Here is a 15181-nt window from a genome sequence, read left to right on the forward strand (position 1 = left end):
ACACGAGGTCGCCCGGCCGGCCGCCGGGGTCGGAGCGGGTGGCGGTGCGGCCGTCAGCCGCCGGGGCGGGGCGCCGCCGCCGTCGAGCGCCGCACGACGAGCTCCGGCTCGAAGAGCAGCTCGTCGCGCGAGACCGTGGCGCCCGCGATCATGCTGGCCAGGATGTCGACCGCGGCCCGGCCCATCGCGTCGATCGGCTGCCGGACGGTCGTGAGGGCTGGGTCCGTGGAGTTCATCAGCGCGGAGTCGTCGTAGCCGACCACCGACACGTCGCGGGGCACGTCGAGCCCCGCGCGCCGCACCGCCCGGACGGCGCCGAGCGCGAGCGGGTCGGACGCGCACAGGATCGCCGTCGCGCCGACGTCGAGCAGCCGGCCCGTCGCGGCCTGCCCGCTCTCGAGCGAGTACTGGCTGTGCACGACGAGCTCGTCGGGGAGCTCGACGCCGTGCCGCTCCGCGAAGCCGCGCGCCGCCGCGAGCTTGCGCTCGGACGGCACGTGGTCGCGCGGGCCCAGCAGCAGCCCGATGCGCGTGTGCCCCATGGACACCAGATGCTCCAGCGCCTGGTGGGTGGCGATGAGGTCGTCGCAGGAGACGTGCGGGAAGTCGAGGCTCTCGATCGACGCGTTGATGAGCACCACCGGGAGGTTCAGCGCCTGGAGCCGCTCGTAGTGCGCATGGTCGGCGTCGCGCTCGGCGTAGAAGCCGCCCGCGAAGATGACCCCCGACACCTGCTGGCCCAGCAGCAGGTCGATGTACTCCGCCTCGGAGATGCCGCCCGCGGTGCGCGTGCACAGCACCGGCGTGTACCCCTGCTGCGCCAGCGCGCCGCCCACGACCTCCGCGAAGGCGGGGAAGATCGGGTTGGCCAGCTCCGGCAGCACCAGGCCCACCAGGCGCGGCCGGTCGCCGCGCAGCTTGGTGGGCCGCTCGTAGCCCAGCACGTCCAGCGCCGTGAGCACGGCGTCCCGGGTCGCCTGCGACACCCCGGGCTTGCCGTTGAGCACCCGGCTGACCGTCGCCTCGCTGACCCCCACCTTCGCGGCCACGTCGGCCAGTCGTCTCGACATGTCCTCGACTGTACACGCGATCACGCAAGCCGCTTGCGTGACTTGCAGCGTTTGCGCATCGTTCTTCCGGCAGCTGTCAGGGCCACGTGCGGGTTTCCCTGCACGTGGCCCTGACAGCTCGCCGCCCGGGGCGCGTCGCCGTCGGTGCGTCAGGCGCCCGCGGGCCGCCAGGGACCGTGGGGGTCGCCCGGCTCCTGGTTCCTGGTCCACCACCTCGCGATGTACGACCGGCCCTCGTGCTCGACGACGTCACCGGCGTCGAAGATCCGCGACGACGTCCACACCGCGGTGCCGTCGGCCGTCTCGGCGACCTCCTGCCACGGGCCCCAGTCGGACTCGCCCGGCGTCTGGCCCCGCGTCCACCAGGCGGCCTCCCAGACGGCCCCGTCGTGCGCGACGCGGTCGCCGACGGTGTAGGTCACGCCGGCGTCCCAGGCCGGTTCCTCGGGCTCCGCCCCGTCCTCGGCGAGCCGGAGGAACGTGATCGAGTGCGCCGGGAAGTCGTAGGTGAACGACGTCCCCGCCCCCTCGAACGCCCGGTCCACCGGGACCACGCGCTCGGGCCGCGTCTTGGTGTTCGTCGCCGACGGGTCGGCCTTCATCTCGGTGACCGTCGCCGTCGCGGCCGGCTCGAACCCGCCCGTGACCTCGACGTCGGTGCGCGCCACGGCGTCGCCGACGTTGACCACCTTGGCCACGAGCTCGCCGGTCTCCTCGTCGTGGGTCACGACCTGGAACAGCGACTTCGTCACCGGCTCCGTGTAGGTGAGCTGCAGCTCGCCGTCGAGGTAGAGCGTGACGGTGCGTCCCTCGACGACGACCTTGATCCGGTAGTCACGACCGTTCTCCAGCGGCGTGAAGGACTCCGCCGCGGCGACCTCGCCCTGGCGCGCGCCGTCGGCCCGCTCCAGCACGGACCGGGTGTTGCCCCAGCCGCCCACGTTCCACCAGTAGAAGTCGTCGCTCGCGCTCGCGCCGAACCCGACGAGGAAGCCCTCGGCGCCGCCGGCCTTCCGGGCCGTCACCTCCATCGTGTAGTCGTGCCAGTCCTCGTCGTAGGCGCCGGTCACGATGCTCCGGGCGTCCTCGACCCCCGCGTCGGACTGCACGTACCGGCCGTCCTGGACCGACCAGTCCCCGCGCTGCGCCTCCCAGCGCGACGCGTCGTCGAACGAGTCCGCGAACAGGACGTCGCCCGTCGCGTTGTCGGTGACCCGCACGTCGTCGTACTGCGCCTGCGTGGCCCACGTGGACAGGAAGACGCCGCCGTCGACGTCCGGCGGGACGACGTCGGGCCCGTCGCCCAGCTCCGACGGGACCACCTGGTCGCCGGCGTTCGTCATGAACAGCTGCTGGGTGTAGTAGTTCACCGAGCCCCACGACTGGTCGTTGTCGAACCACATCATGTCCGGCGACCACTGCACGTAGTCCTCGTTGGCGAACATCGGCGCGTACGAGGCGAGCTCGACGACGTCGGAGTTGCGCTCCAGCCCGGTCATGTACGCCGCCTCCGCGAGCGCGTTGCCGAAGGTGTTGCCCTTCGACGCGTACTCGCCGAGGAAGACGTGCGGGCCGTTCCGGTCGTAGGAGTCGTACCGTGCGTCGTTCGTGAGGAACCAGGACGGGTCGTTGTAGTAGTGCTCGTCGACCATCGCGACGCCCTGCTCGCGGTTGAAGTCCCAGAGCTCGTCGAACCGCGTGCCGGCGTCGTCGGGCCCGGAGTTGGAGATCACCGTGATGTCGGGGTACTCCGCCTCGATGGCGTCGCGGAACGCCGGGAAGTTCTCCTGGAACTTCGGCGTGTTCTCCTCGTTGCCCAGGCCGATGTACGGCAGGTCGAACGGCTCCGGGTGCCCCAGCTCGGCACGCTTCGCGCCCCACTCCGTGTCCGTGCCGCCCGTGGCGAACTCGATGAGGTCGAGAGTGTCCTGGATCCAGCGCGGGCGCTGCTCGTCGGTCATCTCCGGGATGCGCGACCCGCAGCCGTTGGCGCCCACGGACACGACGGGCAGCGCGAAGGCGCCGAGGTCCTCGGCGAACTCCAGGTACTCGAGGTAGCCGATGCCGTACGACTGGTTGTAGCCCCAGAAGTTCCAGTTGGTCGGGCGTTCCTCGACCGGGCCGATGGTCTCCTTCCACTGGTACGTCCGCTGCCGGTCCTGGCCGTCGGACTCGAGGTAGGAGTCGAAGGTGCCGACGTTGGTGACGCAGCCGCCCGGGAACCGCAGGAAGCTCGGGTCGAGCGCGGCGACCTTCTCCGCGAGGTCCTTGCGCAGCGTGCTCCTGCCGTTGACCGGCCCCACCCACGTGTCCTGCGGGAACAGCGACACCATGTCGAGGCGCAGCGTGCCCTCGGCGCCCGACGCCACCCGCAGCCGCGCCGCGTTCGTCGTCGCGGAGGCGGTCACGGTGGCCGTGTACCGCGCCCAGTCGTCGGAGCCGTCGACGGCGACCGTCGCCGTGCCGTACGTCGTCGCGCCGTCGGCGGACACGAGGGTGGCCGTGAGGTGCTGGGCGACGTCGGACCGCGCCCACACCGAGAAGTCGTACGACTCCCCCTCGCTCAGCGCGACGCCCTCGTTGTAGGAGGAGTTCGCGACGCCGGTGGTGCCGTCGGAGGTCACCGTGAGGTAGTGCCGGTTGCTGTCGTTCAGCCACTCGCCGCGCTCGGACTCGACGGCGAGCTCGCCGCCGCCGGTCTGCTCCCAGCCCGTCAGGCCGGTGAAGCCCGCGTTGTCCTCCGGCGCGAACTCGAACGACCGGTTGCGCACCAGCTCGGCGTACAGGCCGCCGTCGGCGGCGTAGTTGATGTCCTCGTAGAAGACGCCGTACAGGTCGTCGCTCATCTCCGTGCGCTCGGCGGCGGCGTCGATCGTCAGCCGCTGCTCGACGACCTCCGGCTCGCCCTCCGGGTACGCGTCGAGCAGCGCCTGCTGCTCGGCGGCGGTGATCGGCAGCACCGTGCCGTGCCGCGGGTGGCTCGGCAGCTCGGCGTCGGGCACCGAGGTCCAGTCGCCGCTCGCCAGGTCGTCGGTGCGGAACAGCATGTACCCCTGGCCGCCGTGGTACGACGGCTGGTCGATCATCATGAACCAGGAGTCGTCGGTCAGGGACGGGAAGACCGTGGGCCCCTCGCCCGCGGTGAACTCGCCGCCCCACGGGTTGGGCTCGCCCACCCCGACGCGCTCGGCGACGAGGTCCCACCCGTCGCCGTCGGTCACGCCCTGCGTGCGGGACAGGTCGTCGGACGACTCCTCGCGGACGGTCATGTCCGCCTCGTCCTTGGTGAACCGGTAGTAGGTGCCGTCCTCGACCGCGACCGTCGAGTCGATCATGCCCCGACCCGCACCGCGCTCCTCGTCGATCCACACCTGCGGCTCGGAGAAGCTCCCCGCGGAGAAGTCGGGCGTCGTGGCCGACAGCATCCGCTGGTACGACGTCGCGATGTCCCGGTCCTCCGGCGCGACGTCGTCCGGGTACAGCGCCGACGCCCAGTAGACGACGAACTGCCCGGCGGCGGCGTCCCACGTCGCCTCGGGCGCCCAGAGGTTGCCGGCGCCCGGCGGCGCGACCTCGACCTCGTGCTGGTCGGACCAGTGGATCAGGTCCGCTGACGACCAGACCATCATCGACCGGCTGCCGGTCTCCTGCGCGTCGCCGAAGTTCCCCCCGCCCGCGATCTTCAGGTCGGTCGCCAGCAGGTAGTACGTGCCGGTCTCCGGGTTGCGGGTGAGGAACGGGTCGCGCAGCCCCTTCGTGCCGAGCGTGGACTCGAGGACAGGCTCGCCGCCGTTGAGGGTCGCCCACGCGGTCGGGTCGTCCGCCTCGCTGACGGCCAGGTAGATCTTCTCGCCGCCGTCCTGCTCGCCGGCGAAGTAGGGGAAGACGTAGGCGCCGTAGCCGTCGTCGGCGGCGGCTTCGGGGGCCGCCCGCGGCGGGACGGCCGCGGCCGCCGTGGCGGGCAGCGCGAGGGCGAGGACCGCTGCCGCCACGGGCGTCGACCATCGGGGTCTGTGCTGCCGGGCTCGGGTGTGCATCGTTGTAGAACCTCCGTGTCGTACGTCGTCGTACAGGTGCGGGGGTGGGACGCCGGGCCGGCGGCGTGTGCCGACGACCCGACGCCCGGACAGGCGCGGAGCCGGAGGACGGCTAGGAGCGCCGCAGGGCGAGCAGCCGCTGCAGGACCACGAAGACCAGCAGCAGCGCGCCGATGACGATCTTGGTCCACCACGAGCTGAGGGTGCCCTCGAAGGTGATGATCGTCTGGATGAGGCCGAGCACGAGGACGCCGAGCACGGACCCGAGCACGAAGCCGGTGCCGCCGGTGAGCAGCGTGCCGCCGATGACGACGGCCGCGATCGCGTCCAGCTCCATGCCCACGCCGGTCAAGGAGTAGCCCGACCGCGAGAACATGGCGAAGAGCAGGCCGCCGAGGCCGGCGCACGTGCCGCTGATGACGTACACGAGCACCTTGGTGCGCGCGACGGGCAGGCCCATGAGCTTGGCCGACTGCTCCCCGCCGCCGATGGCGTACACGGTGCGGCCGAACTGCGTGTAGTGCAGCAGGTAGAACGCGACCGCCACGACGACCAGCGCGATCACGACGCTCGACGTGATCCGCCACTGTCCCCCGGCCCACGTGTCCCAGGAGGCCAGGGCGACGAAGGTCTCGTCGTCGATCGGGATCGACTCCGGGGCGACGAGGAAGCACAGGCCGCGGGCGAAGAACATCGCCGCGAGCGTCGCGATGAACGGCTGCACCTCGAAGACGTGCACCATCGCGCCGACGAGCAGCCCGATCAGCGAGCCGACGAGCACGACGAGCGGGATCACGACCCCGGCCGGGACTCCCGCGCGCAGCAGGTAGGCCGCGGTCACCCCCGACAGCGCCAGCACCGAGCCGACCGAGAGGTCGATGCCGCCGGTGAGGATGACGAACGTCATCCCGACGGCCAGCACGATGAGGAACGCGTTGTTGATGAACAGGTTCGCGAGCACGCCCACGGACAGGAAGTTGTCGTAGCGGGCGCCGCCCACCACCAGCAGCAGGACGAACACCACCAGGGTGCCGACCACGGGCAGGTAGCGGCGGTCGACGCGCAGGCGCCGTCCGACGGCGGGCACGCGGTCCGGGGACGGCGCCCCGGGACGCGAGGATGCCAGGGTCGTCATGAGGCCACCACCTTGTCCGTGGCGACGTCCGCGGGCTTGTCCGACGGCGCGACGGGCGCCGTCCTGCCGCGCCGTCGCGTGCGTTCCGAGAGCTTGCGCCGCATGGCGGGCGACTGGAGCAGCGTCACCGCGGCGACCACGAGCGCCTTGAACAGCGGCGTCACGAGCGGCGAGATGCCGACGTTGGTCACCGTGAGCGACAGCGTCGCGATGATGAGCACGCCGACGAAGGTGCCGGAGAGCGAGAACTTGCCCCCGGCCAGCGACGTGCCGCCGATGACGACGGCGAGGATCGCGTCCAGCTCGATGAACAGCCCGGCGTTGTTCGCGTCGGCCGCCATCACGTTGGACGACAGGATCAGGCCGGCCAGCGCGGAGAAGAGGCCGGACAGCGCGAAGACCGTCCACACGATGGTCCGTGCGCGCACGCCGGCGAGCCGGCTCGCGGCGGGGTTGATGCCGACCGACTCGACGAGCATCCCGAGCGCCGTGCGCCGCACGAGCAGCGCGACGAGGGCGAACACGCCGAAGGCGACCAGGGTCGCGACGGGCAGCCCGAGCCAGTACCCGGCGCCGAGCATCTTGAACGGGGCGCTCGTGACCGTGGTGATCTGCCCCTCGGTGATGAGCATGGCGACACCGCGGCCGGCGGTCATGAGGATGAGCGTGGCGATGATCGGCTGGATCCCGAGCACGGACACGAGGAACCCGTTCCAGACGCCGAGCACCAGGCCGAGCGCGAGCGCCATCCCGATCGCGAGCAGCACGGTCGTCGTCGACGCCGGGTCCGGTGCGCCCGCGATGAAGGTGAGGGCCACCGCCCCCGAGATCGCGACCACGGCGCCCACGGACAGGTCGATGCCACGGGTGGCGATCACCAGCGACATGCCGAGGGCGACCAGCATCAGCGGGGCGCAGTTGCGCAGGATGTCGATCGGCGACCCGAAGAGGTGGTCGTCGAGGATCGACACGGACAGGAAGCCCGGTCGGACGGCCGTGTTCACGGCGAGCAGCGCGACGAGCGCGACGACCGGCCAGAACAGGTGGTGGCGCGCGACGGCGCCGAACCCGCCGGTGGCCTGGGATGTGGGCATCAGCGGTCCCCTCCGCTCGCGATGAGCTCGACGACGTCGTCGACGCCGACGGTGTCGGTGTTGGTCAGCTCGGCGACCTTCTGCCGGTCGCGCATGACGGCGATGCGGTGGCTGAGCCGCACCACCTCCTCGAGCTCCGCGGAGATGAACAGCACCGCCATGCCCCGGCCGGCGAGGTCGGACACCAGGCGCTGGATCTCCGCCTTGGCGCCGACGTCGATGCCGCGCGTCGGCTCGTCGAGGATGAACAGCTCGGGGGCGGTGGCGAGCCAGCGGGCCAGGAGCACCTTCTGCTGGTTGCCGCCCGACAGGTTGCGCAGCAGGGCGTCCGGGTTGGCGGGGCGGATGTTCAGCGCCTCGGTGTACCGGTGCACGATCTCGTCGACCTGCTTGCCGGGCAGCCGGCGCAGCCAGCCGCGCTCCGCCTGGAGGCCGAGCACGATGTTCTCCCGCACCGTCAGGTCGCCGACCACGCCCTCGGCCTTGCGGTCCTCCGACGAGAACGCGATCTTCCGCTCGATCGCCGCGCGCGGCGTGCGCAGCCGGGTCAGAGCGCCCTTCACCGACAGCGTGCCCGTGTCGGCCCGGTCCGCCCCGGCGAGCAGGCGGGCCACCTCCGTGCGCCCGGAGCCGAGCAGGCCGGCCAGCCCCACGACCTCGCCCTCGTGGACGTCCAGGTCGAACGCCTGCACGGAGCCGCGCCGCCCGAGCCCCACGGCCTGGACGAAGGGCGTGCCCTGGGCCGCGTCGATGGTGTGCTCGGTGCGGACCTCCAGGTCCTCCAGCACCTCCATCGACCGGCCGATCATGCGCGAGACGAGCTCGCTCCGGGTGATCTCCGACGTCCGGTACTCCCCCACGCGCGCGCCGTTGCGCAGCACGGTCATGCGGTCGGAGAGCTCGAACACCTGCTCGAGGAAGTGCGACACGAACAGGATCGCGACGCCCTGGTCGCGCAGCCGGCGCACGACGGCGAAGAGCCGCGCGACCTCGTCGGCGTCGAGGCTGGACGTCGGCTCGTCGAGGATGAGCACCTTGGCGTCCACCACCATCGCCCGGCTGATCGCGACGAGCTGCTGCACGGCGATCGAGTGCGACCCGAGCGACGACGCGGGGTCGACGTCGAGCCCCATGGTGGCGAGGTGCTCGGCCGCCCGGCGGCGCGTGCGGGGCCAGTCGATCGCCCCGAACCGCCGCGGCTCGTTGCCGAGCATGATGTTCTCGGCCACCGTGAGGTTCTCGCAGAGGTTGACCTCCTGGTACACGGTGGCGATCCCCGCGGCCTGCGCCTCGCCCGGGCCGGAGAACCGGTGCGGCTCGCCGCCGACGAGGATCTCGCCGGAGTCGATGGCGTAGACGCCCGTGAGCGCCTTGATCAGCGTGGATTTTCCCGCGCCGTTCTCGCCCATGAGGGCGTGCACCTCGCCGGGCAGGAGGCGGAGGTCCACGCCGTCGAGCGCCTTGACGCCCGGGAACTCGATGGAGATCCCGGTCATCTCGACGACGGGGCGCACGTCCTCCGGGCCTGCGGCGCGGCTGCTGCCGGCGGCGCCGGCGTCCGATGGCGTCATCCTTGACCTTCCGTGGAGCGCGGTGGGTGCGGCGCGGGCGTCCCGCTCCGCACCCACCGCGGGTCTCGGTGGAGCGTACCGACGATCAGTACTGGCGGTCCGGCAGGGCCGCCTTCGCCGCCTCCTGGTCGAACGCCTCGTCCTGCGTGACGATGCGCTTCTCGACCGCCTCGCCTGCCACGACCTTCTTCGCGATCTCCGCGAGGTCCGGGCCGAGCAGCGGGTTGCACTCGACGATGTAGTTGATCTTGCCGTCGGCGAGCGCCTGCATGCCGTCCTTGACGCCGTCGACGGTGATGATCTTGATGTCCTTGCCCGGCACCTTGCCCGCGGCCTCGATCGCCTCGATCGCGCCCAGGCCCATGTCGTCGTTGTGGGCGAAGACCAGGTCGATGTCGTCGTACTTCTGCAGGAAGCCCTCCATCACCTGCTTGCCCTCGGTGCGGGTGAAGTTGCCGGTCTGCGAGTCGATCATCTCGATGTCGGAGCCCGCGATCGCGTCGGCGAAGCCCTGCTGCCGGTCGATCATCGGCGCGGCGCCGGTGGTGCCCTGCAGCTCGACGGCCTTGTAGCCCTCGCCGTCGTACTGCTCCACGGCCCACTCGCCGGCGCGCTTGCCCTCCTCGACGAAGTCCGACCCGATGAACGACTCGTACAGGGTGTCGTCCTCGGAGTCGACGGCCCGGTCGGTGAGGATCACCGGGATGCCCGCGGCCTTGGCCTCCTCGAGCACGGCGTCCCAGCCGGTCTCGACGACGGGCGAGAAGGCGATGACGTCGACCTGCTGCTGGATGTAGGACCGGATCGCCTGGATCTGGTTCTCCTGCTTCTGCTGCGCGTCGGAGAACTTGAGGTCGAACCCGTTCTCCTGGGTGAGCGTGTCCTGGATGGACTTGGTGTTGGCCGCGCGCCAGCCGGACTCGGCCCCGACCTGCGAGAAGCCGAGGACGATCGTGTCCGAGGCCGCGGCCGACTCGCCGCCCCCGTCCCCGCCGCCCTGGGGCGCCTGCTCGCTGCTGCACGCGACGAGCGAGGCTGCCGTGAGGGCCGCGACGAACATCGCCGCTCCGGCGCGCCGGAAGTTCTTGCTCATGATCTCCTCCTCGAGACGCCGGCCGACCGGGGGACCCGGTCCGTGGGTCTGCTCTGACCCTCCGGCAACGCTTGTGTGACCGCTAACATAGCGGAGATGTGACCGGTCACATAGAGGTGCTCCACGATTCCACGTCACGGTTCCGTAACGCCGCCACCGGTGCTCCGCGCGCGGCGCGGAGACCGTCAGGAGTGGCCGGGGTCGAGCTCGTCGAGCTCGTCGACGTCCGCCGCGATCATCTCGACGATGGTGTCGACCGTGACCCCCGGACCGTTGCTCAGCTCGCCGATCTTCTCGCGGTCCTTGAGCACCACGATGCGGTCGGCGAGGCGCACCACCTCCTCCAGCTGGGAGGAGATGAAGACGACGGCGACCCCCTCGCCCGCCAGCCGCGCCACCCGGCGCTGGATCTCCAGCTTGGCGGCGATGTCGATGCCGCGCGTCGGCTCGTCGAGGATCAGCACGTGCGGCCGCGTGGCCAGCAGCCGGGCGAGCAGCACCTTCTGCTGCGTGCCCCCGGACAGCTCGCCGGCCGGCCGGTCCAGGTCCTCGGCCGACAGGTGGAGGGCGTCGAGGTACGTGTCGACGACCGCGTCCTGCTCGCCCCGCGACAGCGGCCGCGACCAGCCCCGCAGCGCCTGCAGCGCCAGCACGATGTTCTCCCGCACCGTGAGCCCCGCGACGATGCCGTCGTCGCGCACGTTCTCGCTCGACATCGCGATCCGGTACCGCAGGGCGGCCCCCGGGCTGCGGAGCTGCACCCGGACGCCGTCGAGCCACAGCTCCCCGCGGTCGGGGCGCTCCACCCCGCTCATCAGCCGGGCGAGCTCGGTGCGCCCCGACCCTCGCAGCCCCGCGAAGCCCACGACCTCGCCCCGGGACAGCTCGAGGTCGGTCGGCTCGAGGACGCCGTGGCGCCCGAGGGACGACGCCCGGAGCGTCGCCTCGCCCGTGCCCGCGTAGTGGTGCGCGAGCCGCTGGGAGCGCAGCGCCTGGAGCGCGTCGATGTCCTCGCCGAGCATCTTGGAGATCACCTCGGCGCGTTCGACGTCCGCCGTCCGGAACTCCGCGACGACGCGGCCGCCCCGCAGCACGGTCATCCGGTCGCTCACCTCGAAGACCTGCTCGAGGAAGTGCGAGACGAACAGCACCGCGACCCCCTGGTCGCACAGGCGGCGCACGACGCCCAGCAGGCGTGCGGCCTCGTCCGCGTCCAGGCTCGACGTCGGCTCGTCGAGCACGAGCACGCGCGGCTCGAGGACGATCGCCCGGGCCACCGCCACGAGCTGCTTGGTCGCGGGCGACAGCGCGGACAACGGGGCGCGCGGGTCGATGTCCTCGATCCCGAGCGCGGCGAGGGCGGCCGCCGCACGCGCCCTGGTCCGGCCCCAGTCGATGCCGAACCAGCCGCGCACCTCGTGCCCGATCATCACGTTCTCGGCGACGGTCAGGTGCGGGCTCAGGTGCGTCTCCTGGAAGACGGTCGCGATACCGTCCGCGCGGCTCTGCGCGACGCTCGTCGGCGGGGTCGCGACGCCGTCGACCACGACCGTCCCCGCCAGGATCGGCAGCGTCCCCGTGAGCGCACCGATGAGGGTCGACTTGCCCGCGCCGTTCTCCCCCATGAGCGCGTGCACCTCGCCCGGCCGCAGCGCCAGGTCCACGTCGTCGAGGACACGCACCCCCGAGCGCTCCACCGTGATCCCGCGCAGCACGACCACGGGGGCCTGCGCCTCGGACCGGGACGTCATCGGGCGGCCTTCCGCGGCGGGGCGCTCGACGCGCGCGCGACGATCTCCGGGGGGATCTTCGTGACCGTCGGGATCTCCTGCTCCTCGATCGCGGACCGCAGGACGTCGACGACCGAGACGCCGAGCGCGTGGAAGTTCTGCCGCACCGTCGTCAGCGGGGGAATGACGTGCCGCGCGAGGGGGATGTCGTCGAAGCCCACGACGCTCACGTCGTCGGGCACCGAGAAGCCGCGGTCGTGCAGGCCGTGCACGAGGCCCACGGCCATGTCGTCGTTCGCGGCGAAGATCGCCGTGTACTCCGGGAGCTCGCGGATGCCGCGCGCGAAGTCGTAGGCGAAGTCCGCCGTCCAGTCCCCCACGACGATGGGTCGCTCGCGCAGCCCCCACGACTTCGTCCGGGCGTGGAAGGACCGCTCGCGCGTGCGGGCGTCGAGCCAGTCGAGCGGCCCGGCCAGGTGCAGGATGTCGCGGTGCCCGAGCGAGACGAGGTGGTCGACGGCGAGCGCCGTGCCGGCCTGCTGGTCGACGGTCACGGTGAGGAACGTCGGGTCCTTGTCGGGCTTGACGACCAGCACCGGGACCCCGACGGCGATGCGGCGCAGCGCGGCGATCGACGACGACCGCGGCGCCACGACGCAGAGCGCGTCGACGCCCTGCGCGACGAGGTGGTCGACGGCCTCCTGGGGGGTGATCTCCTCCCCCGCCCGCAGGAGCACGGAGCTCACCACGTACCCGGACGCGCGGGCGGCGGACTCGACGGCGTACAGCGTGCTGGTCGGCCCGAACGTCGCCGCGCTCTCCACGAGGACGCCGATGCGCCGGCTGCGCTGGGTGGCCAGGGCCCGTGCCGTCATGTTCGGCCGGTAGCCGAGCTGCTCGATGGCCTCCTCGACCCGGCGCCGGGTGGCCTCGCGGATGTTCGGGTGGTCGTTGAGCACCCGCGACACCGTCATGTGCGAGACGCCGGCGAGCTGCGCGACCTGCCGGATGTTCGGCTTGTCGGCGGCGGGACTCGCCATGCGGGGCCTCCACGGGATGCGTCCACCGGACGACCGGCCGGCGGCTCGGCGGCGTCAGCCTACCGAACCGCCGGCACGGCGCCGGTGGTGGTGCTCAGAGCCCCTGGGCGAGGCGGTAGTACACCTGGTTCCAGCGCACCTGGTCGGCGAAGCCGCGGCGCGTGGTGTCCTCGTCGATGACGAGCAGCTCGGTGCGCGCGATGTTCGCGAACACCTCGAACGCCTCGACGCCGGCTGCCGTCGACATCACCGTGTGGTGCGCGCCGCCCGCGGTCAGCCAGGCCTCGGCGGAGGTGGTGAAGTCGGGACGCGGCGCCCAGACGGCGCGGGCCACCGGGAGGTTCGGCAGGTCCTGCGTCGGCGGGACGACGTCCACGACGTTCGCGGTGAGGCGGAAGCGGTCGCGCATGTCGGCGAGCGAGACGACGACGGCCCCCTCGGTCGCGTCGGCGTCGAACACCATACGGACCGGGTCCTCCTTGCCGCCGATGCCGAGCGGGTGGATCTCCACGCGGGGCTTCGACGTCGTGAGGGACGGGCAGACCTCGAGCATGTGGGCGCCGAGGATGACCTCGGAGCCGGGCGTGAGGTCGTAGGTGTAGTCCTCCATGAGGGAGGCGCCGCCGGGCAGGCCCTCGCCCATGACCTTCGCGGCGCGCACCAGGACGGCCGTCTTCCAGTCGCCCTCCGCGCCGAAGCCGTAGCCCTTGCTCATGAGCCGCTGGACGGCGATGCCGGGCAGCTGGCGCAGGGCGCCGAGGTCCTCGAAGTTCGTGGTGAACGCCTTGGCGCCGCGCTCGACGAGGAACGCCTCCATGGCGATCTCCTGGCGGGCCGCGTAGCGCAGCGACTCGTGCCGCTCCCCGCCGCGGCGGAGCTCGGGGACGACCTCGTAGAGCTCCTCGTACTCCGCGACCAGCGCGTCGATCGCGGCGTCGTCCACGGCCTCGACGGCGTCGACCAGGTCGTTGACGCCCCACGTGTTCACGGAGACGCCGAAGCGCAGCTCGGCCTCGGTCTTGTCGCCCTCGGTGACGGCGACGTTGCGCATGTTGTCGCCGAAGCGCACCAGCTTCAGCTCGTGCGTGGCGGCCCAGCCCGCCGCGCCGCGGACCCAGGTGCCCACCCGGCGGGTCACGGCCGGGTTCGACACGTGCCCGACGACGGTGGTGCGCGCGACGCCGAGGCGCGTGGCCAGGTAGGCGTACTCGCGGTCGCCGTGCGCGGCCTGGTTGAGGTTCATGAAGTCGAAGTCGATGTCCGCCCAGGGCAGCTCGACGTTCGCCTGCGTGTGCAGGTGCAGCAGCGGCTTGCGCAGCGCGTCGAGGCCGGAGATCCACATCTTCGCCGGGCTGAACGTGTGCATCCACGTGATGACGCCGAGCACCTTGTCGTCGGCGTTCGCGTCGAGCATGGCGCGGCGGATGGAGCCCGCGTCCTTGAGCACGGGCTTCCACACGACCTTCGCGGGCACGTCGGACGACGCGTCGAGCGCGCGGGCGACCTCCTGCGACTGCTGGGCGACCTGCTCCAGCGTCTCGGGGCCGTACAGGTCCTGGCTGCCGGTGAAGAACCAGACCTCGCGGTCGGCGTACGGCTTGCTCATGGGTGTCCTCTCTGGATCAGTCTGGTTCAGGTCTGCTTCGCGGGCGGCCGGGCTCAGTGCTGGCCGTAGACGTTCTGGTAGCGGGCGTACAGGGAGTCCACGTGCTCCTGCGCGATGGGCAGCGGCTCGCCGAGCTGGCGCGACACGTGCACCGTGCGGGCCACCTCCTCGACCATCACGGCGGCCTTCACCGCGGCACGGGCGTCCTTGCCGATGGTGAACGGGCCGTGGTTGCGCATCAGGACCGCCGGGCTGCGGTGACCGCTCAGGGTCTCGACGATGCCGCGGCCGATGGAGTCGTCGCCGATGATCGCGAACGGCCCTACGGGCACGGGGCCGCCGAACTCGTCGGCCATCATCGTGAGCACGCAGGGGATCTCCTCCGCGCGGGCGGCCCACGCCGTCGCGTAGGTGGAGTGCGTGTGCACGACGCCGCCCACCTCGGGCATGTGCGCGTACACGTAGGCGTGCGCGGCGGTGTCCGACGACGGCGAGCGGTCGCCCTCGACGAGGTTCCCGTCCAGGTCGCACACCACCATGGACTCCGGGGTGATGTCGTCGTAGGCGACGCCGGACGGCTTGATGACCAGGAGGTCGCCCGAGCCGTCGGGGGTGCGGTCGTCGCGGACGCGCTCGGACACGTTGCCGGCGGTCCACACGACGAGCTCCCAGCGGGGCAGCTCGGCGTGCAGGGCCGCGACCTTCTCCTTGGCGGCGTCGACGGCGGCGCGCAGGTGCGCGGGGACCTCGGTGACGGTGCTCATGTGCTTCTCCAGTGCGGGGTGTGGTTCGTCGACTGCGGGTG

At 71.9% G+C, this 15181-nt stretch carries 10 protein-coding genes; all 10 read right to left on the reverse strand.

Going from position 1 to position 15181, the window contains the following annotated elements; all coding sequences use genetic code 11:
* Positions 1-53 precede the first annotated feature (53 nt).
* Positions 54-1070 carry a LacI family DNA-binding transcriptional regulator gene (locus tag ACFQ8Y_RS21730; RefSeq protein ID WP_430552502.1) on the reverse strand — a complete coding sequence of 339 codons (1017 nt, stop codon included), beginning with the start codon at positions 1068-1070 and terminating at the stop codon, positions 54-56.
* Between the two features lie 149 nt (positions 1071-1219).
* The gene (locus ACFQ8Y_RS21735; RefSeq protein WP_430586714.1) at positions 1220-5062 is read right to left on the reverse strand and encodes an alpha-L-arabinofuranosidase C-terminal domain-containing protein; all 3843 of its coding nucleotides are present in this window, start codon (positions 5060-5062) and stop codon (positions 1220-1222) included.
* Positions 5063-5219: 157 nt separating this feature from the next.
* Complete coding sequence (gene yjfF / locus ACFQ8Y_RS21740; protein ID WP_430552504.1) at positions 5220-6242, reverse strand: galactofuranose ABC transporter, permease protein YjfF; 1023 nt, start codon at positions 6240-6242, stop codon at positions 5220-5222.
* Positions 6239-7336, reverse strand: a complete 1098-nt coding sequence (locus tag ACFQ8Y_RS21745; protein ID WP_430564852.1) for an ABC transporter permease — start codon at positions 7334-7336, stop codon at positions 6239-6241. The genes yjfF and ACFQ8Y_RS21745 overlap by 4 nt, the downstream gene beginning before the upstream one ends.
* Positions 7336-8907 carry a sugar ABC transporter ATP-binding protein gene (locus ACFQ8Y_RS21750; protein WP_430586715.1) on the reverse strand — a complete coding sequence of 524 codons (1572 nt, stop codon included), beginning with the start codon at positions 8905-8907 and terminating at the stop codon, positions 7336-7338. The genes ACFQ8Y_RS21745 and ACFQ8Y_RS21750 overlap by 1 nt, the downstream gene beginning before the upstream one ends.
* An 85-nt stretch (positions 8908-8992) precedes the next feature.
* A complete protein-coding gene (locus ACFQ8Y_RS21755; protein ID WP_430552507.1) occupies positions 8993-10000 on the reverse strand; it encodes an ABC transporter substrate-binding protein in 1008 nt (335 codons plus the stop codon).
* 185 nt (positions 10001-10185) lie between these two features.
* Complete coding sequence (locus ACFQ8Y_RS21760) at positions 10186-11751, reverse strand: sugar ABC transporter ATP-binding protein (protein WP_430586716.1); 1566 nt, start codon at positions 11749-11751, stop codon at positions 10186-10188.
* Positions 11748-12770, reverse strand: coding sequence for a LacI family DNA-binding transcriptional regulator (locus tag ACFQ8Y_RS21765; RefSeq protein WP_430552509.1), 1023 nt, complete (start codon positions 12768-12770; stop codon positions 11748-11750). Before ACFQ8Y_RS21765 ends, ACFQ8Y_RS21760 begins: the two co-directional genes overlap by 4 nt.
* Before the next feature lie 94 nt (positions 12771-12864).
* Entirely contained in the window at positions 12865-14376 is a 1512-nt protein-coding gene (gene araA / locus ACFQ8Y_RS21770; protein ID WP_430586717.1) for an L-arabinose isomerase, read from the reverse strand.
* A gap of 53 nt (positions 14377-14429) precedes the next feature.
* Entirely contained in the window at positions 14430-15140 is a 711-nt protein-coding gene (locus ACFQ8Y_RS21775) for an L-ribulose-5-phosphate 4-epimerase (RefSeq protein ID WP_430586718.1), read from the reverse strand.
* Positions 15141-15181 lie beyond the last annotated feature (41 nt).

The sequence above is a fragment of the Isoptericola sp. NPDC056605 genome, assembly GCF_042792795.1.
In the GTDB taxonomy this organism is placed as follows: Bacteria; Actinomycetota; Actinomycetes; order Actinomycetales; family Cellulomonadaceae; genus Isoptericola.